Below are 25,328 nucleotides of genomic sequence, written 5' to 3' on the forward strand. Positions count from 1 at the left end.
CCAGAATAGTAAAAACAGGCAGATATATTTATTACAAACTGGCAGAAGGCTGTCCCAACAAAGAATTATTCTTTAAGGTACTGGATAATATACAGGGTTTGGGATTTATCTGAACCTGAATACTAAACTACCTTAACATATAGGGCCTGTAAAGTTTTAAAGACAAAAAGGAAGAACAGGGGATATCTATACCCGATTTTAATAGTAATTTTTACCATAATACCAAAAACAGATCTTTTTTAAGAATTCAACTCAAAAAAATATTTTTAAGTTCTTAAATCAGATGATTTTAGAGTTAAATAAAAGGAAAAATTTATTTTGTGGTTGCTATGAATAATTCAGGTTATAATATAATAAGCAAAGAACCTCAAAATTAATATAACAAATAAAAATTAACCTTGTTAAAAATTCTCTTGTTTTATATAATTAAATTAAGTCAGATTAAATTTTTAGAAAATTAATAAAATCTTATTTAACAAAGAGAGGGGTTTTAGCATGTATGCTCAAAAAACTATCGAAGAATTTTTAGACGATCTTAGTTCCAAAAATTCAATCCCTGGTGGGGGGAGTGCAGCTGCTTTAAGTGGAGCTTTAAATGCTGCAGTTATCAGCTTTATTGCCAACCTGACAATTGGTAAAGAAAAATATAAGGAAGTTGAAGCAGAAGCAAAAGAAATATTAACGGAAAGTGAAGAATTAAAAAAAGAAATGCTTTTAATGATTGACCAGGATAGTAAAATATTATCTGATATACTTGACAGCTATAAAGCTGGTGACCAGGATAAAGTTAAATCAGTCTGTCAGGATGCTGTAGAATTTTCAATGGACATGACAAAAAAAGCAGTTAGACTAATGCGTCTCAGTCTAGAAGTTAGCGAAATTGGCAATAAAATGCTGGCCAGTGATTTTGAAGTAGCAGCATACATAGGAGATGCAGCAGTTGGAAGTGCAATAGCAAATGTTAAAATCAATCTCCAAAGTCTTGATAATGAAGAATATAAATCCAATATCAAAAAAGAATATCTTAAATTAAAAGATGAAAGTTCCCGCCTTAAAGAGGAAATTATTGAACTTGCAAATTAATTATTTTGATTAACTGAAACTAAATTTTACTAATTTAAATAAAGGAAGTGACAGAATGCAAGAGTTAAGTGGCAAAAAATTAGCAGCAGAAATCAAAGCAAGCCTGATTAAAGAAGTAAAAAAATTAAAAAATGAAACAGGTGCTGCCCCCCATCTTATTGTGCTGCAGTACGGAGAAGATGCTGCCAGTAAAGCATATGCGGGCAGGATTGAAAAAAACTGTGAGGCAATAGGAATTGAATTTGAGTACCAGCAGTTTATAGATCAACCAGAAGATTTTAAAGCTCGACTTAAAGCTGCCAATGCAGATGACAAAATAACTTCTATTATGGTTCAACAGCCCCTTCCAGCTGAACTAAAAGATAGCCTGGAAATGATCAATCCTCAGAAAGATATTGAAGGTATAACTTCTGCTTCTCTGGGTAAACTTTTTGTCGGATTAGAAACTTTAAATCCAGCTACTGCCGAAGCCTGTATGGAGATTCTTGATTATTATGATATCCCCATTAAAGGACAGCGAGCTGTAGTTGTTGGTAGAAGCAATATAGTTGGCAAACCGGTTTCAATTTTACTTCAACAAAAACACGCGACTGTAACAATGTGCCACTCCCGCACCAGAGATTTAAAATGGGAATTAAAAAATGCAGATATTGTTGTAGCAGCAGTGGGTAGAGCTGAAATGATTAAAGGTGAAATGCTAAATGAAAATTCTGTTGTTATTGATGTTGGCACTAATTTTGTCGAGGGAAAATTACTGGGAGATGTTGACTATAATTCTGCTGCAGAAAAAGTTAAAAGCATCACTCCTGTTCCAGGAGGAGTGGGGACAGTTACCAATCAGGTTTTAATGCGCAATATTGTTAAATCATTTAAAAATCTGCACGGTATTAGATAATCGAATATAATACTTTAAAAGGCCCTTCTTCAGCAAAACGAAGAAGGGCCTTTAATTAACTATAAGCTATTTAGTTTAGATATCAATTGAGTTAATAGCTAAAGTTAAATTAATATTTATTTATTTTTTACTCAGTAATTAATTCTAGAGGTACTGGAGTATATTCGTCAACCTCTTCTCCATTTGCAACTTTAACTGCTGTTTCTACTGCCATTTCTCCCATTAAACCTGGTTTTTGAGCAACAGTTGCTGCCATGTTTCCTTCTTTTACAGCTTCTCTTGCATCATCAATAGCATCAAAACCAACAATCATAATCTCATCAGAACGACCAGCTGCTGCGATAGCTTCCATTGCACCTAAAGCCATGTTATCATTATGAGCAAATACCGCGTCGATTTCTGGGTTACCCTGCAGGATATTTTCCATAACTGTCATACCTTCTGCACGGTCAAAACCAGCAGGCTGTCTTGCGATAACTTCCATGCCAGAATATTTATCCATAGCCTGATTAAATCCTTTACCTCTATCTCTTGCAGCAGAGGTTCCAGGAATACCCTGTAGTTCTACAACTTTACCTTTTTCACCTAATTGCTTGGCAATGAAGTCTCCAGCCATTTCTCCACCAGCAACATTATCAGAAGCAATGTGACTTGTAACATCGATACCTTCAGCTGCACGGTCAACTGTAATTACAGGTACACCTGCATCCTGTGCAGCTGTAATTGCAGAAACAACAGCATTTCCATCAACTGGATTAACAATTAAAACATCAATCTGCTTAATTAATAAATCCTCAACACTACTCAACTGACTTGCAGCATCATTTTGAGCATCAACTGTTAAAATTTCTACTCCCATTTCTGCTGCCATAGATTCTGCACCATCTTTTAGATCAACAAAGAAAGGATTATTTAAAGTAGAAATAGCCAGACCCAATTTAATATCCTGTGCTGCAACACCTGCAGAAAGTCCTACCACCAACATTAAAGATAAAGCAATTACAATAAGTTTTCTCATTTTTTTATTCCTCCTTGAATTTAATTCTTTTAATGAATCCTGTCAAAAAGAAGCTGATGAAAAATTCACCTCCTGTTTGAAGTATTTTTCTTAATCTATATTATTACTGCTGCTGACTTTTGCGATCCAGGAAGACAGCAAGCAGAATAACAGCACCTTTAGCAACTAACTGATAAAATGAAGATACATTTAAGAGATTTAAACCATTATTTAAAACCGCAATAATTAAGGCACCAATAATGGTTCCAATTACACCACCACTACCTCCTGAGAGACTGGTTCCCCCAAGTACAACAGCAGCGATCGCATCTAACTCATAACCTTCGCCAGCCATTGGCTGAGCTGAATTAAGACGAGATGTTAAAATAATACCACTTACTGCTGCTAAAAAACCATTAAGAGCATATACTGCAATTTTAATTTTATCTGTATTAATACCTGACAATTTAGTTGCTGTTTCATTGCCACCAATTGCATAAATATAACGACCAAAAGGTGTCTTTTTTAATAAAATGTAAATTACTATTAGAAGAATAAACATAATTACAACTGGAATTGGAATTCTACCTAAATAGCCGGCACCAAAGAACCTAAATGTTTCGTCAAAACCTGAAATTGGCCGACCATTTGTATAGATCAAAGTAAAACCTCTGGCGACAGTCATCATCGCCAGGGTCACAATAAACGCTGGCAATTTCGCTTTGGCAACTGCAAGTCCATTAAACAGACCCAGCGCTGTACCTGCTGCCAGACCGATTAAGATAGCCAGAAATACATTAAGGCCAGAATTAACCATCATTCCAGCGGCAACAGCACCTGAAAAAGCAAGCATTGAACCAACTGAAAGATCAATCCCCCCTGTTAATATTACCATGGTCATTCCAAATGAAATTACTGCAATAATAGAAACCTGTCGGACTACATTTAACAGATTGGGAATTGTTAAAAAGTAAGGACTCATAAAAGATAAAACTATTACCAAAACTAAGAGTCCAATCCCTGTTTTAAATTTATTTAAAATTTCTAAAAAACTTTTGTCTTTAATACTACCACTAATATTATTCACTTTACTGACTCCTCCTTCCGGTTGCCAGCTTCATTATCGCTTCCTGATCAGCTTCAGCGGCATCCAGCTCTCCCATAATTTCTTTTTCGTGCATTACTAAAATTCTGTTACTTAAATTTAAAATCTCAGGCAGTTCTGAAGAAATCAGAATCACTGCAACTCCTTCATCAATTAAATCCTGCATTAAATTGTATATTTCTCTTTTAGCTCCAACATCAATTCCCCGAGTTGGTTCATCAAAAATTACTACCTCAGGTCTGGTAGAGAGCAGTTTTGAAATTACAACTTTCTGCTGATTTCCACCACTTAAGTTTTTAACCAGCTGTTTTTCAGAAGGGGTTTTGATATTCAAATCCTTGATATATTTTTCAGCCAGTTCTTTTTCCGCTGCTGAATCTATAAATGTATTTGCATTTAAAATTGTTTTCAAAACTGAAATACTTATATTATCAGCAACTGATAAACCGAGGATCAGTCCTTCTTCTTTCCGATCTTCACTTAAGTAATAAATTCCATTATCTATCGCGTCTGCCGGAGAATTAATTTTCAATCTATTGCCCCGATAAAAAATCTCACCAGTTTTTTCTTTAAAAACTCCAAAAATTGCTTTAGCAAGTTCTGTTCTTCCTGAACCCATCAGACCTGCAATTCCCAGTATCTCTCCTTTTTTAAGGGAAAAAGAAGCATTGACTATTTGATCAGGTACTGATAAATTTTTGACTCTTAAAATTTCGTCAGCAGGGGCAAAATTCATTTCCGGAAAGCGATCCTCAATGGTTCTACCAACCATCATTTTAATTAACTCATCTTCATTAGTTTCTGAAGTCTTAACTTCTCCCACAAACTGACCATCTCTTAAAACAGTAACTCGATCGCAGATCTCAAAAACTTCTTCCAAGCGGTGGGAAATATAAACTATTGCTATTTCCTGTTCTTTTAGTCTCTCAATTAGTTCAAATAAAATTTCTATTTCTTGATTTGTAAGTGAAGAAGTAGGCTCATCCATAACCAGTATATCAGCATCCTGTGATACTGCTTTAGCGATCTCAACCATCTGCTGACTACCTATATTTAAATCTTTTATCTGGGCTCGAGGATCAATGTTTACTCCAAGCAGATCAAGGACTTCTTCTGTTTGCTGATAGAGCTTTTTGTAATTAATAAAGACTCCATTTCTTTCTTCTCTTCCCAGGAATATATTTTCTGCTACATTTAAATACGGTATTAACTCCAGTTCCTGATGAATAATTGCCAGCCCTGCATTTTGAGCTTCTTTAGTATTTTCAAACTCAACGGGCTCACCCTTTACGATTATTTCTCCTTCATCACGCTTATGAATACCGTTTAAAACTTTCATCAGAGTCGATTTCCCGGCTCCATTTTCTCCTAAAAGTGCATGGACCTCACCTTTTTCCAGAGAAAAATTAACTTTATCTAGAGCTTTAACTCCAGGAAATGTCTTGGTGATGTTTTTCATTTCCAGAACCTTTTGTTTTGCCATTTAAAAATCAACTCCTGATATTAAGATAATATTCGCATAAGGAATAGTTTCTCCACTGCGAACTACTGCTCGGGAGTTATTTGTTTTCTTTTTAAATTCAGTATGTGGAATGTACTCAATTTCTATATCGGGCAGTAATTCTAATATTTCCGCTTCTAACTTCGGGCTTTTTTCTTTAATTTCCGCAGCCAGAATTGCTTTCTCAACAACCAGATCTTTAAGCATAGCTCTTAATATTTTTAAAAACTCAGGATAACCTTTGGTCAGTGACAAATCAATTCTTTCAACTTCCTGTGGAATTGGCAGACCACAGTCAGCAATAGTCAGACTATCTTTATGTCCCATTTCAGCAACTACTCGTGCTAATTCACTATTAATTATTCCATTTTTTTTCATTTTATTTACTCCTTTCAGCAAGGAATTGACTCAGTTCTTTTTTATCCGGAATAGAACTCTGGGCACCTCTTCTGGTTACCGAATAAGCCGCAGCCTGAACAGCAAATTCTAATGCTTCTTTCAACCTGTTTTCTGACATTAAACTGGCTGCAAAAGCTCCAGCAAAGACGTCGCCAGCGGCTGTAGTGTCAACTGACTTGACCTTTAGTGTGTCAAGATGTATCTTTTTAGTCCTGCTGTAATAATTGATACCTTTATCTCCTTCAGTAACTATTATATTTTTAACACCTATCTCAAGCAATTCTTCAATTTTTTCTGATCTATTTTTTGTTTCTGCCCCATCCAGTAATAAATCAAGCTCACCTTCATTAGGCAGTAGATAATCTACCTCTGCTAAAATACGGTCAGACAATCTTTGAGCCGGTGCAGGGTCAAGAATGATTTTAGTATTATTTTCTGAAGCAATCTCTACAATTTTTTCAATTGTAGCGACTGGAATTTCCAGCTGTAACAGAACAATTTCAGCTTCAATAATTTTATTTTTTATTTTTTCAATCTTATCCGGTCCAAGCTGATAGTTGGCTCCTGGAGAAACAATAATACGATTATTACCTTTTTTATCAACTGTAATAACTGCAACTCCTGTACTTACTCCTTCAATCTCAAAAATATTATCAATTACCGCTCCACCAGCTTTTAAGCTTGACTTTAGTTTAGGAGCAAAACTATCATCTCCACAGGCTCCTATAAACTCAATTTCATCTCCCAGCTTTGCCGCTGCCAGAGCCTGATTGGCTCCTTTACCACCTGGAATCTGCTCAAACTTACCTCCAATTATAGTTTCACCTTCTTCGGGATAGCGTTCAGTTTCAACCACTAAATCCATATTCATACTTCCAATAATAAGTATTTTGGCCAATTAATTCACCTGCTTTCTAATTTGTTCTATATTTAAAGAATTATTCTAGCTTTATAAATTATTCTAGTTTTTAAACTGATTCTCTGATAATTAAATTCGTTTTTAAAATCTGATCTTCAATATCTATCTGCTGATTATTTATCATCCTTAAAAGAACTGTTACTGCTCTTTCTCCAAGACTGTATTTGGGCTGACGCATTGTGGTTAACTCCGGTCTTAAAAGTGAAGCAATATCAATATCATCGTGTCCTGCAACTGCAATATCGTCAGGTATCTGCAAATCAGCAGCAAATAAAGCCTTATAAACACCGGCAGCACTCAAATCATTGGCTGCAAAAACTGCTGAAGGCCTTTCTTTTAATTTTAATAATTGCTGCATTGCCTCAAAACCGGAATGCTGAGTATAATCTCCTTCGATAATATAATTCGGATTAATTTCAATTTCGTAATCTCTGAGTGCCTTTTTATAACCTTCCAGTCGCTCACGAGCAGTAGTGGTATTTAAATCACCACTGATATGTGCAATTTTGCGGTGACCTTTTTTAAGCATGTATTCAACCAGCTGATAGGCAGAATTTTTATTGTCTATACTGACCAGGGGATATGAGTTACTAAGTACTGATCTATCAATCTGAACTACAGGATAATTTGTTGCCTTTAATTCTCTAAGTATTTTTTCATTTCCCAGAGACAGAGAGACAATTAGACCATCTACCTGTTTACTTTTAAATAACTCCACAGCTTTCTTTTCTCGCTCCAAATGATTATCAGTATTAAAAAAGATAACTGAATAACCCAGTTTTTGAGCTTTATCTTCAATAGCTCTTGCTACCTGGGGGAAAAAAGGGTTGCTGATATCAGGAATAATCAAACCAATCGTATGAGTTTTCTGCATCACCAGCCCGCGAGCCACACTGTTGGGATTATAATTCATCTCGTCTATTATTTTTAATATTTTTGCTCTGGTATCATCACCAACATCAGGTTTATTATTTAAAACCCTGGAGACAGTGGTAACTGACACATCAGCTTCTCTGGCTATATCTTTAATTGTAACCTTCATTTGTTATCACCTGATTTTTGAATTAAGTTAGTGGATAATTTTATCTATGTAATAAGTTTAGTTATTTTCCGTTAACGTTTCCGTTAACGTTTACATTTATGATTATAAAATATTCTGAAAAATAATGCAAGTAGTAATTATATTATTTTTGGTCATTATTAGACTTCAGGTAAGTTTATCTCTTTCTAAAACTCCAATAGTTCTTATAATTATTAAATAGTCTCATTTACTCTAAAATAATCAGCTAAAACAATTTCGAAATAAATTATTTTTAAAAAGAAAAAACTCCCCGGGGGAGGGGAGTAAAATTGGATAAAAAAAATATATAAATAAAATTTCGACCACCAGTCAATATGACTCATAGTCGAATTATATAATAGAATAATAAAATTGTCCAGTAAAATTTTTGTTTTTACAGCAATTTAGTGTTTTTACTAATATATTAAAGTCTTAGACTCCTAATCTTTTTTAAAGCCTTAAATTTAATTTTAAAATTAAATATTATTAAATGACTTCAAAATCAAACCCCGGCTTTTAAACCGGGGCTAAACAGGGCCATAATGCCCTGGGGTAACTTAATCTCCATAAACTATTGGAATATCAATATTATGGTGATCAAGTTGATCCTCTGTTATAAAGATATCCTGAGTATATCCATTGAGAGGCCTTGTTCCACTGGGCAGAGATTCTTTTAAAAGCCTTAACTGATGATATCCCAGAGGAATATTTTGAAAATAATATTCTCCCAGCTGATCTGTATAGTCTTTTTTATTTAATCCAGCAACCTCCAGTCCAGCCCACATTAGATATTGATCATTCTGATCTTTAACTCCATTTGCATTTTTATCTATAAAAACTTTACCGCTAATTGTACCATTAATTGTGACTCCAAAATTCTGCATAACATTCTGATTATCTTTAACTCTAACTAATATCTCTTCGGTAACCGGTGTATAATCAGCAACCAGATTGCGATAATCAAAGTTAAGAAAATAAATATCATTAAAATATGGTTTAAAGATAAAGAAACCTTCCTGATCACTAACCGCCAGCATATTACCTAACCTCATCGGAATATCAGCCAGTTTTTTTTCTCCTGGATCCATAACTCCATTATAGTTTTCATCAAGATAGGCATAACCAGCAACAATAGGCCGAGGCTCAAAATCAGTAAATCTGGTTGGTTTATTTTCTCCACCAATGAATGAAAAGGCATGAGAATAGGAAATCGTAGCATATTCTTCGTAATTATTGTTTACAAAATCAGTATATTCTCTACCAACTTCAATTTTAATTTCACTTTCATTATCTCTAACAATATCATAAGCTGCCCTAAATGAAGTACCGGCTTCTCCCTGATCAGGAACAATATATTCGCCTGATAATCTAATATAACCAGGATTATCAGAATAATAGTAATTGCCAGTTAAACTAACTGATTGGTAATCACTTAAAAACTCCGAATGATAATCTTTTAGTTCAGCAGTTAAACTAAACTCCCGATTAAAGTAATAATTCAAACGCAGATTACTCTCCTCATCTATTCTGTCTTCCGACTCTTCTTCATTTCTTTTAGCCCCTAAAGATAATGAAGCTCTTCTGCCAAATGACAGCCTGATTTCTCCATCATACTCTCGATCATAGTATCTTACTCCCTGATCATCTCGCTGCTGTTCACCATCATAATTAGCCGAGAGTAATAAATAGTTGCCAAATCGCTTATATAAACCTACTTCAGCTTCATAATCCTGATAATTATTATCTCTATAAAAATCACTAAAAGTTGTATTATTATCATAATAAGCAAGGTCACTGGAAACTCTAAAAGTATTACCATAGATATTATTTTCCAGACCAATACCTTTTCTTATTTTATCTCCTATTGTAAAAATTTGATCATAAGGAGTTGGATATTCAGCTGTATTTTTTTCATAATAAAGAGTCAGAGCATTATAATTTCTCCAACTAGGATTATAAATAACTCTAAAAGTATAATAGTCACTTTCATCTATCTCATCTGCAAGACTTTTTCGCTGACCAACTGTTGGATTGATACTAATATTATTATTTAAATCAAGCCGAAAAGAAATTGATTTATCTTCTCCTTCATCTTTTTCCATATATTCTGCTGTTTCCGGAGGAATATATAAATATATCCCCTGAATATATCCATTTAGTAATCCATATAAAATACTGGCTTCGGCTCCACTTTCCAGACTATCAAACTCACCTGCAATTAACCAGTCTAAGTTAATTACTGTCCGAGGATTAATTCTAAAAGAAAAACCTGAAATCGAAGAAATAACCTCTCCAGTCAGTTCACTATCCGGATTAAGTGATTCATTATAAACAGCTGTTTCTAAATGAGCAGAAAGATTACTGTTTACTGCATAATTGGCCCTTAGTGCTCCAAAGTAACCTTCCCAGCCCTCTCCAGAATAATCGTCATCTCGATAGCGGCCGGCAAAAATTTCTGTTTCTTTTACCCTTGAATTTAAAACATCACTTGAACCAGCAAGATAACTTACATTTCTTTCTTCTTTTCCTTCTGAAGTTATTTTTACAACTTCAATTTTATTTAAATATCTGGCTCTTAGTTCAATATTTTCAAAAGTATATTCTCCATCAGATTTAATATTTCTTTTTTTAACTAAATTATCATTAAGATAAAGTGAGATCTGATCTTCTCTTTTTACTTTTACTGTTACATTAGTATAGGGAATTAATTTATAGCTCAATCTATCCGGCAGTGAAAAATATACTCCCTGCATTTCGTTATTTCCCATTGTCTCTTCCAGCCTGAAATCATGATCTCCGGCAATGATCAGCATATTATTTTCCTGATATTTAAATTTTAGTTTATCAAGTTCATATTCAATTTCACTGCTGTCAATATTGTATTTAAGATCATTGTTAAAATAATAGGCCCAGTTGCCGGTTCTGCCATAAAAATTTAAATCTCCAGTTAGGTCTTTATTTAAATCTCCAAAAATTCTATCTTCCAGATTTAACTGAACCCGGTAATGAACAGAACTTAGCTGAAAAGCTGCCAACTCCTCTCCTAAGATCTCTTTTTCTTCTTTCTGATAGATGACTTTTTCTTCTTCATCCTCTTCCAGGCCATCTTCTATCTCAATATCTTCAAAAAATTCGCCTTCCACTACAACTTCCTGCAGAGAATTATTCCAGCTAATCTGATAGTCGGTTAGATATTCAAAAACTTCTTTTGCCAGATAAAATTCTCCTCCATAAATTACTGGAGTCCTTTCGTTCCATTCTGGATGATCTAAATATTCCTTTGCCCTCAAATCGACCCTTACTTCACTATCCTCTTTTTCTAATGTCAAAAGAGATAGATCTCTATTAAAATTAAGCTCCACTTCAAGATAGGGTGCTATCAAATTTGCCGGCAGAAGAATATAATCTTCATCAGTAAAATAGAATATTTCAAAAAAGTCATCCTGATCATATGGCTGTTCTCTGTTTATATCAAAGAGGGTTAATAAGACAATGCTTGTTTCAATATCTAAATTATCTTCTACTAATTCCTGGGCCAGAAGACTGCCCGAGATAAAGAACAACAGAGCAAATAGAGTAACTAATATTAAATTTTTCATGTTTTCCACCAGCCTACTCTATTTTAATCGGAATCTGGTATTCAGCAACTCGATCTGTGTTATAAAAACTAAACTCCAGCATGAATTTGTAGTTTCCTGGTTCTAGCCTATCTTTAAGATAAAATGAAAATTGTCTTTCATTTTTAGGGAGAATTAATAATTGAGTAAATTTATCTTCCATTACAAGTTTGTTATTCTGATCAACTATTTTATAAGCCGGATAGTATCTTAGATGTCCATTCCCATCATTTTTAATTCTTAGGGAAATGCCCTGGGGCATTGGTTCTGGGCTATTATAGACTCTTAAGCCAGTAAACTTAAAATCATATTTAACACCTACCGGAATATAATAAATAGTTGTACCAATTTGACTTTTAACCCTTGATCCAGTTGCATTATCGATTAAATCTGTTTCATGTTCTACAAAAACTATTCCTCTTCTTTCTATTGGAGTTTCTGCTTCCGGACTGGAAATTGTAAATCTAACTATCTGTTTTTGTCCTGGAGCCAGAGTAAATTCTCTTGGATTAAACTTAATTAAACCATCCAGGGTATATTCAGTCTCACCTGCTTCAAAAACTACAACTGAATCTCTTTCATCTAAACTCCAATCTTTTAAGACTGTTGTTAATTCTACTTCTTCTTCTCCATTATTAACTACCTCTATCATCCCGGTGCTGCGTTCTCTCTCTAGAGCATTTAAAATTATTCTGGAAGGTTCAACTCTAATGGTTGCAAACACTGAACCTGCAGTTAATAGAATTAAACCAATAGTTAAAATAAACATCAAATACATATTAATGTTTTTTATTTTTTTAGTCATAGAAGTTACTCCTTTCTACTTATTCAGGGGCTGAATTTTCAGCCCCTGTCTTGTAGTGGAAAAGTTGTATTTACTTAGTCATGCTTTACTTAAATTGTAACAGCTCTAAATACTACTTCACCAGAATAGTGACCATGAACAGTATTCATACTGAAAGGTACTTTGAAGTTATGCAGTGCTTCTAATTTAACGCCAGCATTTCTTGTACGGGTAAAAGTCCTTTCTGCATTAAAAATAAAGTCATTTGCTAACCAGCCGTTGCCGAGATCTGTTCTCATATACATCGGAAGTTTTTTACCATTATTTGCTACATCCGCACCTTCTAATGCCTTAGAAATTACTTCATATTTATAATTATCATTGGAGATAACCTCTACTGCAAAAATATCACAGGCACCAATAAATACATCATCACCGGGATCTATTTCTGCATTGCTTCCATGGCCCAGAGATACCCAGTTTGCATCTAAAAAGCCACCTATCTCATTATCAAATACCATATGGTATCCAGATTGACCTTGAGGTAATGTTGAACCGGTTGCTGAAGCACCCGGGCCATAACTGATGGCTGAAGTAGTTCCCTGATTACCTGTTAATCTCATTTCTAAATAACAGGGAATATATGCTTCTGCAGGTAATGTGATTGCAACTTCTTGTCGATTCTCATTATTTGTATCATTTACATCTAAATATTCTCCACTTCTATCGAATTCTTCTAAATTTGTATAAACACCAGGATTATCAGCATCTATATGATTTACAAAAACAACTCCATCTCCTGTGTCAACATCATAATTAGCATATAATTCTCCATCCTGCCATATTGGGCCTCCCTCTACTCCAGGATCCCACTCAAAATCGCCATCATCTTTAAGAACTCCATCCTGAGCCATTACCGCACCTGAGAGAACAAATACCAACACGAAAGCTAATACCAACATCTTTTTCATTATAAATACCTCCTTGTAATTTTAGAAACCTGCTTCCACATTAGGACTTTATATTAAATATCAGCTGAGGCTGATAATATAGGCTGCTTTTATTTATTCAAGTTTAAAATTAATCTGATAATTTTTTTCTCCAGCATTTACTTTTCTAAAATCTTCTATCCGCAGCTGATAAAAAATTTCTACCTGGCCTGAACTCAATTTTGCAGTATTCGAACCATTGGCAATAACTGTTTCCACTTCATTTAATTTAATAAAATCACTTTTATAATCTACAAAAGATCTACTCTCAGAATCAGCTGCTACTCGAATTGAAAGATTATCTTTACTTGCTTCCGTTATCATTACTTTGAGTTTCCAGTTAGTATTTGATCTGATCAATATTTTCTGCTGGCCAGAGCTGAGAAGCTCCATAGTTCGATTATCGACATTTTCTATTTTTGCACTCTGAACTGCTCCATTAAGGATTTCCATCCAGGGTCTTATCTCAAAAACTACCTCTAATTCTAAAATTTTATTTTTATCTTTTAAAAATATAATATTACTATATAATCCCGGCTTATATTCTGCTTTTAAATTAAGTTGAAAATTTAAAGAAAAGTTGTAAAGTAAACTGTTTTTTTCTATCTTAAGCTCTCTACTTGATAATGGAATTGAATTATCTCTATTTACTAACTTTAGATTTGAAGCTGCAATCTTATTTGTTTCTGCTCTGAAATAATCATCTGAGGTTGAGATGGTGATTATTTCTCCTTCCAGATTTTGAACTGAAATCGAAAAACTAAAGTTTTCATTTGTTTGAGGGGTAAAACTGCCAAGATAAACTCCAGCTGCTTCCACATTAATCTGAGACAGGAAAATAATAATTAATATTATAAAAAATATTTTTCTCTTCATATATTTCCCACCACCTTTTTGTTAAACCAATCATAACAATTTGATATTGAATTAATCTCCAATAAATCCCTAAAAAATCTCTAAAAATAAAAAAATGGATTAAATTTTTAAATCAATCCTTTATTTAAAAGTTTTTTTAAAATGGGAATATAAAGGAGCTGAAGTTACTAAAAGTATTAAACTATCAAAATTTATAAAATAATTTTTGTCAGTCTAAATTAAAACCCCAGCATAAAATAATACCGGGGTTAAACAGAACATTTCTGTTCTGATTGTATTCAGGGGCTGAATTTTCAGCCCCTGCCTTGTAGTGGAAAGACTTTAAAAGACTGCAAAAATATCTATTATTATTTAAAAACAATAATTGAAATTGAATTAAATAAACAATTTAAAACTCATACTGTAATCCCAACCAGTACGATTCCTCTTGATCAAGATCAACATTCCAGGTATAGCCAAATAACAATCCATAATTATTAAAATCATAAGCTACATCTATTCCTGCAAAATCATATTCAATTAAAGATCTGTATTCTAAAGCAAAATTTAATTTTTGTCCTAAGTCTGATTCTCCTCTTATATACCAGTTAGGATTTTTATAATTACTTTCCCTGTCTTCAAAGTTATAAGTAAGAGGATTTAAACCTGCATCTAGTTTTAAAGGTCCAAGTTTAACCAGATCACTGAATTTTAATGCTAATTCATTTTCTTTATTTGCCAGCTTAATAAACTCTAATCCCATCCATAAATTATCATAAATATGACCGGATAAAGAAATAGTATGTCTATCTGTTAAGATTTCATTTAATTTTAAATCAATTTTAATGTTAGAATCATTTTGATAAAATCCACTTAATGATATTTTTTGATTTTGATCAATCTTTTTCTCATAAGCATATTTTAAAATCAGTCTTGTTTCTTTTTGGCTAAGCTCTCGGTGATTAAAAATTTCTTCCAGACCAGCAAGACTAACTGATAAGTCTGGCAGAGTCAAAACACCAACCGGTCTGGCAGTAAGAAACACAGCAAAATATCTTTTTTCAATTTCTTTTCTATCTCCAATTTTTTTTTCTATTCTATTCTTTTTCGTACTTTCCATAAGGGCCAATAGATATGGCTGAGCTGGTTTGATCCAGACCTCTGTTGCTATCCCTGTGGGACCTTTTCCAGTTTTTAAGTTAATAACTGTCAAAATCGGATTTTCTTCTTTATCAAATTCATTCTTTGGAGTAAGATCTAATTCAAAAATATTTGTGTAGGTAATAGAATCTACTGATTCTACATCTAAATATAATTCTTCCTCTGCTACCTGTAAAGTTGCAGTATGACCAGGTGCCACAATAATTCTGGGACTTAAAATTGATTCTTCTGACTCCTGTTCTCTTACTTTTTGCAGCATAATCTCAAAATTATTGCCATAAAATTCGAGTAGCTGATCTCTATTTATAAAATTAAATTCCTGATCATTTTCTTCTTCATATTCAAAGCTTTCTAAATTAAAACTGCTTAAATTTTTATCTGTAACATCTATTATTTCAAGTTTAAATAATATGTGGTTTATTGATATCTGATTATTAAAATTAGAAGAGTTAATATTCATAATTTCTTCAGAATCAGAGCTCGCCACAACTGTTATCGAAGATATAGATATAAATATAATTAATATTATAAAAAGAAACCAAAGTGGAGATAAGAAATATTTTTTATAATATTCCATAATAACTCCTCCCCTATTCTGCTGGATTAATTATCTCAGTTGTAATAAACATCAATAATTCTCTTTCAGAATCTTCTTTTCTATCCTGGCGGAAAAACCATCTTATTAGAGGAATATCACCTAAAATAGGAACTTTTCTAATATTATCTCTCCTATTTTCAATAGTCATCCCTGCCATAACCAGTGTTTCCTTATCCTGAGTATGAATTACTGATGTAATCTCACTACGTCTAATTCTCAGCCTTTGATCCATTTCTTCAGTGAAATGACTTATAGAAGGGGATATATTAAGTTCAATTTCATCTTTACCTATTATCCTGGGACTTACCTCCAATGCTACTCCTACTTCTACCCGTTCCAGTCTTGCAGAAGCATCTTCAGGTTCCAAAATAATGACCTGTTCTTCGCCAATAAATAAAGTTCCTGTTCCTCTATTTTGAACAATTAACCTGGGGTCAGCTTTTATTTCCAGATCTTCTTTTTTTTCAAGGGCTTTTAAATTAGTTAAAATTCTATCAGAACTTCCATACCAGGATAATTCCACAGATTCATTATTATAAATTAAACCATCAGATCCTACTATTTCCTCTCTCAAATAATCAAATAAGTCGGCACCATATTCTTTAACTAAATCACTGGAAATCTCAGTAACAACTAACTGGATCTGAATCTGTTCTGATGGTGAATCAATCTTATTTACTTCTGTAATAAACTCTTCAATTATAGCAGGGGTAGCTGTAATAGTAATTGAATTCCTTTCTTCACTACTTCTTAAAAACGGATCATAAAAAGCAGGTAATAAATCTCTTGCTTCAGAAGTTGTAATATATTTTAATTTAATATTCCGGCTTTCGGCCATATGCTGAAATGCTGGACTGCGCGGATCTGCCATACTTACCAGATAATAATCTTCAAAACGTCTAAAGGAGTATCCACCACTCAGTAAAATCATTTTCAGAGCCTTTTCCAGAGGAACGTTTTCTAAATCTAAAGTCACCAGACCCTGAACTGTATCATCTGCAATTATATTTACTCCTGACTGCAGCACCAGATCGTTTAGAGCTTCTCTGATATCTGATTCAAAATATAGAGCAGATACCATTGGCTCATCTGAATCTTCTTGGGCTGCTGTAGTTCCCAGACAGATAAATATTAATATTATTATAATTAATATATTAAAAGCTATTCTACTTTTCATCAGCTTAACCTCCTTTCTAATTTATATCTACTGAAGACATTATTCTCTTGATTTCTTTTTCATTATCTGTAATTATTATTTCCATTTTATAAGTTCCGGTTTCGATGCCAGTAGTTCGCTGTATCATTTTAACTGTTTTTTCTGGAAGTAATTTATCATCTAGTTCTTCAGATGGAGAAAGATTGATAGTTTTCATAACCAGATCTTCATTATTTTTTAAAACTAATAAGACACCCGGATTAATATGAATTGAGCTTAAGTTTTTTAAATTGAGACTGAATGTCTGAACTCCATCATCATTTAAGAATTCAAATTCATCTATTTCAGCATCATATTTCCAGTCCTCACCGATTAACATTTCTAAATCAATATTTCTAGTTTCCAACAGTTCATCTTTTTGATCAAAAACTTCTAATTCTAATTTTCCGTAATATCCTCCAGCTGCTGCATCTCTTGGAGATCGATAAATAAATACCAGTCGCCCTGAACTCCTGCTGTCAAACAATAATTCTTCTCCACCTCTGAGTTGAAGTTCTCCAGTATTAAATATAGAATAATCAAAATCATCCACCACTTCTTCTTTATTAATTTTCACTTTAATTTCTTTATTGTATAAATTGTTTATTTCAATAACTTGTGTAACCGGGGACCCTGCTCTTAAATTTTTTGAAATTATTTTAGGTTCAAAAGAAATATATCTTCTTGGACCAGCTTTTCTAAGCTCTTCTTTTAAAGTAATATTTTTTCTTTCCACTAACTGACGGTTATCTCCATACTTTAGATACACCTGAAGGTTATACTCTCCTGGGTAAAGAGGTTGATTTAAATCTGCCTGAAAGATAACTTCACTATTCGGATAAATACGTGTGTTTAGATTATTTGCTCTTGCTGCAGCCTTACTTACAATATTTAAACGTTCAATTAATCTATTATTTTCATCTCTTATAGTAGCTTCAGCACTTGCATTAAAATATAAAGGAGAAACATTTTTAATATGAGCAGAGATTTGTGGATTACCATCTTTATTCTTTCCTAATCCTAGCTCAGTAATTTCAGCTCTAGATCTCTGGCCAGGACGCTCAATATTAATATTTATTCTAACTGCATATCTAACCTTAAAATTTAAAAGTCCTGAATTCATATTTTCATTATCCACCTGTTCAACCATGATTACTGCTGTATGAGATCCAGCTGCATTATAGGGTACATTAATTCTACCTCTTACAATCTGTTCCTGACCCGGAGGAACGATTATTTGATCTTTTTCTAATTCAATCCAATTTAAAAATGGATGTGTAGTAGAATCGCCTAACTCATAATTTAATCCACCACTAAGGTTTTGAGTAGGATAATAGGGTATTAAATCAATTGTCTCTCTAACACTACCTGGTGTTAATGTTAATACAAAGTTAGAAGTTTCTCCTGGTTTTAAATCAAAATTCAAAACCAATGGCTTAACACCTGCTGCAAAAGAATTCCCTGAAAATATTACTATAAAATAAATAAATATCCAAAACAAAATAATTGTTTTATTGAACATTTTTCCACCTTCTTTTTTCTAAATAGAGATCTTAACTTATAAAGGAAAAAAGGGGAGAAACGCATGTTCTGAAATCTCCCCTTATTTGATATAAATATAAAAATAATCTTAACTTCCGTTTCCTACTGCTGAAACAGTTACAATAACTGTTGCACTATAATCATCAGCGGCTACCTGAGAAGCCTTTGGTATCCATAGAGCACCATTTAAATGGAATTCTAGTGGACCGTGACATAGATAAGTGTTTGCAAAATCTAAAGAAAATGTGTCATTCAAACCTGTTACAGCATTGTTATGAGCTGTAAGTGCAGGATTATATACCGCATTACTTACCATGTCTACAGTATTTCCTACTAATGCTAAATCAGTTGCCCAATCACCAATACCATTAATATCAGTATCATCTGAAGATACTCTAAAAATAGTAGGTGCATTCATCCAATCATCAAAATTAGCACTAAGAGTAACATTTACATTTGTATTAGCATCAACTTTAAATTTTTCAACTTGAGGAGCAGGTAATTGTCCCTGACTAAAATAGTCCTGTAAAACTAAAAATGATGTTATACCATCAGTTTCAGCTGCAGTCTTAACAGGGTCCCAAATACTTAGAACACTATTTTTAGTTGCATTTCCATCACTAATATAAATACCTGGTTCTCCAATTTCTAAGGCATCATTACCAAATAAACCAAGATAATCAGGATCACTTTCATCTGCAGGAACAAACCAGACATCCATATATGGAGAAACTGTAACATTAACTCCGACATTAGCTTCAGCAGCGATAATAACTCCACTGATACTCATAACAAACAATAAAGCCAAACTTAAAATTAATAATTTTTTCATTTTTTTTCCTCCTGTTTTGATTGTCTTGCCTTTTAACTGGCCGGTTTCACCCTAGCTAACTATCACTTAATAGGTGACCAATTGAAAATGATAGATCAAAGCCTCCAATCTAAAAGGAGTTTTTAAAAACACTTTACTAATGTTAAGAAATCAAATTAAAATAATTATTATAAAAATATTATGGTCCCATATTAATCCTCCTTTCTTATTTTTATTCAGCTTATCTTTATATTTAAACTTAATATCGATCACCAAATCACTCTCTTATATCTTAATTAATTACTATCATCTACAGCAGAAACAGTATATATTATCTCCCCTCTATATTCTCCGGCAATAATTTGACTCCAGTTCCCCTCTTCTGCCCAGTAATACTGAACAACAATATCAAAATTATAAATTCCTGGATCCAGATTATATGCATTTTGACTTTGAAGATTTTTATTGTCATTGACTGTAGAAGTTAATATTGAATTCTGATTTTCACTCTGATAAAGCACGTCATTAGTTGATACTTCAGTTCCGCTTTTTACTAAAAATGTATTTAGACCAAATGCCTGCTCAGAAGCTTCAACTTTTTCGCCTCCTACTAATTTCTGAATATAATCTACTGGTATTCCCAGCGGTAAAGTTCTTCCACTTTCTTCATTTATAAATGCTGTACTTTCCCAGCTTAATTCTACTTCAGTATTAGTTTTAAGATGCAGATTAGAGATAGCCTCTCTTACTTCTCCACCCTGCCAGGGTTGATCGAGATTAATATTTATGTCATCTCCAACTTCTAAAGTAATATAAGGACTGATATCAAAAGCTAAATTTAAAATTTCTCTCTGACTCTGAGCCATACTATTCCCGGATAAAATTAAGATAAATAAAACAATTATTATTGAGCTTAAAATTATTTTTTTCATAAATTACCTCCTCCACTACAAATTATTATCCAGAATTCTTAAAGTAAAAATTATATTTCCACTATAAAAGCCAGCAGGCTGTACAGAAGATTCTTCTCCAGTTAAATCAATTCCAAACCTGATAGAATTTAAACCTTCCTGATATTCTTTACCATTAATTAATATAAGTGAATACTCAGTTTGAAAATTTTTAAACTGATCTTTGTTCAGCTTTAATAGATCAGTTTTCTGATTTAAATTCTCCAACCTATAAAATAAATTTTTAGCAGCCAATATCTCTCCTTTATCACTCTCAAATTCATTTTCCAGGCAGGCCTGAACCTCCCAATCCGTATGATTATAGTCTATATTCAGTTCATACAACTTGGGAGCAATAAAGAAATCAGTTTCCCGAGGATTATTTACAGAAAATTCAATATTTTTTTCATCTAAATTAAGTTTAACAAATGGTTCTATTGTTACTTTGACCATGATTTCCCAGTCAAGATCATCAATATTAATAAATCCTTTATATATTCCCGGATCAAGATAAACAGTTTTACTCAATAATCCAATTTTAAACCAGCTCTTTACCTGATCTTTTTTCATTAAAAGATAACGATAACTTTGATCCATCGTATCCTGAAAATAAGGTGTCTCTATTTTAATATAATTAGCAGGAATCTCTTTGCCTTCCGCACTTTTTAATATAAATTTTTCTAAATATATATTTTTTAAAGGTAATTCTTCTTCTCTATTAATTAAACCAAGATCAATATTAGTTGAAAACACTTGCTGCGGAGAGTCAATATTTAAATTGATCTCATATCCAGAAGCAGAAAGATTAGCGGCTTTTGTAAAATTCGTAGTTAAAAACAGAAATAAAATGAGTAGCAAAAATAAATCAATAATTTTTTTTAATTGATGCGTATTAACTTTCAATTTCATCTTCCTCCCTAATTGATTTAAGGGAATTAAATTATATTTTCTAAATGTATGATAACAATTCCAGATAAAAAAAATTATAAAAAATCTCTAAAAAATATCTAAAACCAATAATCTATTATTTTTAAGATAAATATTTTAAACTTATTTAAACCCTGGTTTTTAAGCCAGGGTTAAACAGAGCAAATTAATGCTCTGGAAAAACTTTTTTTGACAGGGGCTGAATTTCAGCCCCCGCCTTGTAGTGGAAAAGCTTTAACTAGGCATATTAATTGCTTTTAAACCCGGGAGTCAACCCGCATGTAATTTGAAGCTGATTATTGATAATTTAAATTTATTAAATCTTTTTTCCACTATAATACTTTTACAAAACCTCACTTACAGAAAGCTGATAAACAGCTTCTTCCAGCAGAGTTCTGACTACCAAATTAATTACTTCCTGTTTACCACGACCAGATTCGAATTCTACAATATTATTTCCCATAAAAGAGAACACCTGAAAACTAATTCTTTCACCAATAATTTCTTTTTTGAGACTTTTAGCCCAGACAACTTCTCCAGTTGTAGTATCTGTTACTCTTAAATCAACTGCACAGCTAGCTACAGCATATTCCTGCTGTCCTCCCTTACCTGCAATGATCAGACCCAGACCACCTGTTTTCTTATCAATTTGATACTCAGTAATAGCTCCATCAATAACATAATGAGCACCTGTTAACTCACCAGTTACCGGACCATCATTGCCTGTTGTTCTATCCTGATCAACCAGTGTTTGTTCTGTCATAAAATTAGATATATTTACTCGATCAAGAACTTTAAACTGTCTTGATCTGACCAAAGCAGTAATCAACATCTCAGTTGCACCCTGGGATACAACCATTGATCCAATCTCGCTGTACTGTCCGGTTTTATCTTTAATATCATAAATTGCTATTTGATACTTTTCTTCTCTCTCCGGTAAAGCTGCTAATAACTGGGTTGCTGTTGTTACATTTTCCTGAGAAGTGATAATCTGATCGGCTGATGCTCTAATTTCATTTATAGTTTGATTAGGATCAGCTGCAAGTTTTTCAGTTACCTCTTTTTCAGGCAGCAGCCCGGTCGAACCCCCTGCAAACAAAGAAACTATCAAAAGTACAGCAATCATTTCTTCCATACTGTTCACCCCTCTATCTCTCTAATTTTATTTATTAAAAGTCTTCGCTGGAAGGCCACTCAGTGGTATCATACTCGATCACTGTAATTTCACCAGTAATAATATTTGTTAACACAATAGTAACTACCCCAGTAAGTGGGTCTTCGGTAACATCTATCTGAACATCTCCTACCTCATAATTGATTCCCTCTCCAATATTATTTTCCAGCATTTTATTAACAATATCCTGTTGAATCATATTCATAATTCTGCCATTAATTCCTGATATAAATTGAGCAATTGGATCATTGGCCAGAGTCATATCATTTTGAGCACTGGCTATATTTTGAGCAACCTGTCTGGCATCTGGATCATTGAGAATATTAAATTTCCAGCTGGTTACACTAGCAGCCTGAACTGCATTAGGCAAAACTATTGAAATTATAATTATCAGCATAATAAGTGAAAGTATTTTTTTCATACTAGATACACCTTCTTCTAAAAGTTTAATTTAAAACCGACAGAAGAATAAAAATCTCCCTGATCAAGTTCATCTTTATCATTAATAAATTTGGTTTCCACAAAGAAATTATTGTTTAAATTTAAACCAACAAATCCCTGATAGTCTGCTTTCCCCATGAATTCTGCTCCAACTCCAAAATATGGTGAAAACAATTTATCATTAAGTGTTGCTTTAATCGATAAAAATCCGGCCAGATTAATATCTTCATCCTCTAAGTAAATACCTTCCAGTACATAAGCAAGCCTAAAATTCTGATAACTATCGCTTTTAAAAAAATCTCCTTCAAATTTACCTCCGAGATTTAGCTCTTTTTCGCCTGCATGAAAGGTAGTTAGATAAAGACTTACTCCTGTAGCAGATTTGTCATTTTTTTGAGCTGATAAATTTTGTGAAGCCTGAATTAATTCAATTCTATCTTCCAACTCTTGCCCAATTTCGTTCTCCTGCAAATCCTGATTATCATTATTTTGGGCAGCAGCAGAAAATGAAATTAAAATAACCAACAGTAAAATAGCCAGTGGAAGTCGAAAAAAATTCTTAGTTGACATTTTCTCACCCCTTAAAACTATCTCTATTTTTCCTTAATAATCTTTATAAAAAACAGTCTGGTAATAAATTATAAAGGGAATTATCCCAGACTGTTTTTATTAGATGCTCTTAATCAATCGATTAATAGATTATAACTATTTTAACCATTAATAATCAGATCTGATTAACGAGTTATCTCTATTACTTTTTAGTCAAATAACTTAATACTGATAAATTTCAGCATTATTAGCAAAACCCATCTGACTGATTAAAGCAGTGTCACCACAGAAACAGTTACCACCACTCTGTGCTGTCATAGCTCTGTTAGCTACACCAACCTGTCTAACTAAGCTGACATTCATTTTGCCGGACTGCATTTGGGTTACATGGTTAAATACACCGTGCTGAATTGCAAATGCTGTTAAGTCATGACCATCTTGATCCTGAATTACTGTGTTAGCAAATCCCAGGGATAAAGCGTGAGTCAGGTTATCAGAACCTCTCTGGGTTACATAGTTTTTGTTACCTACTCCATCCTGGAGAATTACAGCAATATTATCAGAACATAATGGACAATCCCAACCACAACCACCATAAGAATGACCATACTGAGAGATTGAAGCATCGTTAAAAGAACCTAACTGATCAATCATAGCAACATCTCCACCAACACCGAAGGCCATTGCAGAAATAGATAGAGCCATTATCATAACAAAAGCTAGAAATAAAATTTTCCTCATTTTACTCACCTCCTTTTCCCTTAATTTACTCAGACTTTTACAAAGAAGCGGCACAATGTTATCCATAATTTCCCCGACCACCTCCTCCATTTATTTCAAAATATATCTTAAACCAGAATATTAAGCTGGTTTTCATCAATATTTATATAACTTTAATTTTTCATTATCTCCAAATTGAGTTATAAAAACACTGCTATTTTTTCGAAACTGTTCTACCTGCACCAGATTATTATTCCCATACTGTCCAATCTTAAGCCTATTATTTTTATTATGCTGAACTGCAGCAGCATAATTATTATTTCCGTATTGATATATAGAAGCAGTTGCTGAACTAATTGATATATATTTACTTCCCTGTTTTATCTCAGCAAAATTATTATTTCCAATCTGAACAATTACAGCCTTTTTGGGGGACTGAAGATGATTATTATAATTAAAATCAAAATTATAATTAAAATTTTGATAAATAACTTGTTCAGTATTAATATCATAATATAATTCCTCAATCTTATAATTATTATTTAAGGAATTAACATTCGCTTCCTGAGCATAAACTGGCAGTGCAATAATAAAAATTAATAAAAGGCAAAAAACAGATTTTAAATTTATTGAATTTAATAACATATTTGGCACCACTGCATTGTTTCTGAAAAGTCAAGTAGATTTTAAAAATACTTTTGTAGTCCCGGTTGTTTTATGCAGCAGTTGATTTTCTCTTTCGATTGAGTCGTTTTCTTCTATCAATAGCTGACTGATGTTTTTTCTTTCTTTCATCTATAATTTCATCAGCTTTACCGTTATATTTTTGATCTGGTGTTACATAATCTACACCCTGGTGCAGTCTTTCAGAATTGTAATAGTCAATGAAATCTTCTATATCTTCTCTGGCTTCATAAAAGCTCTGATAGGTTTCTTTTCTATAGACATTCTCATACTTAATTGTCTTATGGAAAACTTCAATTTTTCCGTTTGTCTCAGGGTGTTTTACAGCTGTTCTAATGTGCCTGATCTCCCATTCTTCAAGGAATTCAGTAA

At 32.9% G+C, this 25,328-nt stretch carries 24 protein-coding genes and 1 riboswitch; of the genes, 2 read left to right on the plus strand and 22 right to left on the minus strand.

The window, feature by feature from the left end:
• Positions 1 to 495: 495 nt before the first annotated feature.
• Positions 496 to 1,083, plus strand: coding sequence for a cyclodeaminase/cyclohydrolase family protein (locus BW929_RS13805; RefSeq protein WP_076546076.1), 588 nt, complete (start codon positions 496 to 498; stop codon positions 1,081 to 1,083).
• A 55-nt stretch (positions 1,084 to 1,138) separates the two neighbouring features.
• The gene (locus BW929_RS13810; RefSeq protein ID WP_076546077.1) at positions 1,139 to 1,978 is read left to right on the plus strand and encodes a bifunctional 5,10-methylenetetrahydrofolate dehydrogenase/5,10-methenyltetrahydrofolate cyclohydrolase; all 840 of its coding nucleotides are present in this window, start codon (positions 1,139 to 1,141) and stop codon (positions 1,976 to 1,978) included.
• 127 nt (positions 1,979 to 2,105) lie between these two features.
• Here the strand turns inward: BW929_RS13810 and rbsB are convergent, their stop codons facing one another.
• The 22 genes from rbsB to BW929_RS13915 form a co-directional block, all read right to left on the minus strand.
• The gene (gene rbsB / locus BW929_RS13815; protein ID WP_076546078.1) at positions 2,106 to 2,996 is read right to left on the minus strand and encodes a ribose ABC transporter substrate-binding protein RbsB; all 891 of its coding nucleotides are present in this window, start codon (positions 2,994 to 2,996) and stop codon (positions 2,106 to 2,108) included.
• Positions 2,997 to 3,099: 103 nt separating this feature from the next.
• Complete coding sequence (locus tag BW929_RS13820; RefSeq protein ID WP_407645392.1) at positions 3,100 to 4,053, minus strand: ABC transporter permease subunit; 954 nt, start codon at positions 4,051 to 4,053, stop codon at positions 3,100 to 3,102.
• 10 nt (positions 4,054 to 4,063) lie between these two features.
• Positions 4,064 to 5,563: a sugar ABC transporter ATP-binding protein gene (locus BW929_RS13825; RefSeq protein ID WP_076546080.1), complete on the minus strand. Its 1,500-nt coding sequence runs from the start codon at positions 5,561 to 5,563 to the stop codon at positions 4,064 to 4,066.
• Entirely contained in the window at positions 5,564 to 5,959 is a 396-nt protein-coding gene (rbsD, locus tag BW929_RS13830) for a D-ribose pyranase (protein WP_076546081.1), read from the minus strand.
• A 1-nt stretch (position 5,960) separates the two neighbouring features.
• Positions 5,961 to 6,878: a ribokinase gene (gene rbsK, locus BW929_RS13835; RefSeq protein WP_076546082.1), complete on the minus strand. Its 918-nt coding sequence runs from the start codon at positions 6,876 to 6,878 to the stop codon at positions 5,961 to 5,963.
• Positions 6,879 to 6,948: 70 nt separating this feature from the next.
• The gene (locus BW929_RS13840; RefSeq protein WP_076546083.1) at positions 6,949 to 7,941 is read right to left on the minus strand and encodes a LacI family DNA-binding transcriptional regulator; all 993 of its coding nucleotides are present in this window, start codon (positions 7,939 to 7,941) and stop codon (positions 6,949 to 6,951) included.
• Between the two features lie 575 nt (positions 7,942 to 8,516).
• A complete protein-coding gene (locus BW929_RS13845; protein ID WP_076546084.1) occupies positions 8,517 to 11,558 on the minus strand; it encodes a hypothetical protein in 3,042 nt (1,013 codons plus the stop codon).
• Positions 11,559 to 11,571: 13 nt separating this feature from the next.
• Entirely contained in the window at positions 11,572 to 12,381 is an 810-nt protein-coding gene (locus BW929_RS13850) for a fimbrial biogenesis chaperone (protein WP_076546085.1), read from the minus strand.
• A gap of 89 nt (positions 12,382 to 12,470) precedes the next feature.
• Positions 12,471 to 13,331, minus strand: a complete 861-nt coding sequence (locus tag BW929_RS13855) for a hypothetical protein (RefSeq protein ID WP_076546086.1) — start codon at positions 13,329 to 13,331, stop codon at positions 12,471 to 12,473.
• Positions 13,332 to 13,424: 93 nt separating this feature from the next.
• Entirely contained in the window at positions 13,425 to 14,225 is an 801-nt protein-coding gene (locus BW929_RS13860) for a hypothetical protein (protein WP_076546087.1), read from the minus strand.
• 388 nt (positions 14,226 to 14,613) lie between these two features.
• Complete coding sequence (locus BW929_RS13865) at positions 14,614 to 15,942, minus strand: hypothetical protein (protein WP_076546088.1); 1,329 nt, start codon at positions 15,940 to 15,942, stop codon at positions 14,614 to 14,616.
• Positions 15,943 to 15,955: 13 nt separating this feature from the next.
• Complete coding sequence (locus BW929_RS13870; protein WP_084566229.1) at positions 15,956 to 17,140, minus strand: type IV pilus secretin PilQ; 1,185 nt, start codon at positions 17,138 to 17,140, stop codon at positions 15,956 to 15,958.
• A 16-nt stretch (positions 17,141 to 17,156) separates the two neighbouring features.
• On the minus strand, positions 17,157 to 18,680 hold the full coding sequence (locus tag BW929_RS13875) for a hypothetical protein (protein ID WP_076546089.1): 1,524 nt from the start codon (positions 18,678 to 18,680) through the stop codon (positions 17,157 to 17,159).
• Between the two features lie 108 nt (positions 18,681 to 18,788).
• Positions 18,789 to 19,532, minus strand: coding sequence for a hypothetical protein (locus BW929_RS15180; protein WP_143414053.1), 744 nt, complete (start codon positions 19,530 to 19,532; stop codon positions 18,789 to 18,791).
• A gap of 29 nt (positions 19,533 to 19,561) precedes the next feature.
• Positions 19,562 to 19,647, minus strand: a riboswitch (cyclic di-GMP riboswitch).
• A gap of 160 nt (positions 19,648 to 19,807) precedes the next feature.
• Entirely contained in the window at positions 19,808 to 20,443 is a 636-nt protein-coding gene (locus BW929_RS13880) for a hypothetical protein (RefSeq protein ID WP_076546090.1), read from the minus strand.
• Between the two features lie 15 nt (positions 20,444 to 20,458).
• On the minus strand, positions 20,459 to 21,364 hold the full coding sequence (locus BW929_RS13885) for a hypothetical protein (RefSeq protein ID WP_076546091.1): 906 nt from the start codon (positions 21,362 to 21,364) through the stop codon (positions 20,459 to 20,461).
• Between the two features lie 367 nt (positions 21,365 to 21,731).
• Positions 21,732 to 22,523: a CsgG/HfaB family protein gene (locus BW929_RS13890; RefSeq protein ID WP_076546092.1), complete on the minus strand. Its 792-nt coding sequence runs from the start codon at positions 22,521 to 22,523 to the stop codon at positions 21,732 to 21,734.
• A gap of 34 nt (positions 22,524 to 22,557) precedes the next feature.
• The gene (locus BW929_RS13895; protein WP_076546093.1) at positions 22,558 to 22,983 is read right to left on the minus strand and encodes a curli assembly protein CsgF; all 426 of its coding nucleotides are present in this window, start codon (positions 22,981 to 22,983) and stop codon (positions 22,558 to 22,560) included.
• A gap of 17 nt (positions 22,984 to 23,000) precedes the next feature.
• On the minus strand, positions 23,001 to 23,573 hold the full coding sequence (locus BW929_RS13900) for a hypothetical protein (RefSeq protein ID WP_076546094.1): 573 nt from the start codon (positions 23,571 to 23,573) through the stop codon (positions 23,001 to 23,003).
• Between the two features lie 201 nt (positions 23,574 to 23,774).
• Positions 23,775 to 24,293, minus strand: coding sequence for a hypothetical protein (locus tag BW929_RS13905; RefSeq protein ID WP_076546095.1), 519 nt, complete (start codon positions 24,291 to 24,293; stop codon positions 23,775 to 23,777).
• 135 nt (positions 24,294 to 24,428) lie between these two features.
• Entirely contained in the window at positions 24,429 to 24,917 is a 489-nt protein-coding gene (locus tag BW929_RS13910) for a hypothetical protein (RefSeq protein ID WP_076546096.1), read from the minus strand.
• A gap of 70 nt (positions 24,918 to 24,987) precedes the next feature.
• Positions 24,988 to 25,328, minus strand: a 341-nt coding sequence (locus tag BW929_RS13915; RefSeq protein ID WP_143414054.1) for an integrase core domain-containing protein, incomplete at its 5' end; no start/stop codon positions are given.

The sequence above is a fragment of the Halanaerobium kushneri genome (assembly GCF_900156285.1).
Classification (GTDB): domain Bacteria; phylum Bacillota; class Halanaerobiia; order Halanaerobiales; family Halanaerobiaceae; genus Halanaerobium; species Halanaerobium kushneri.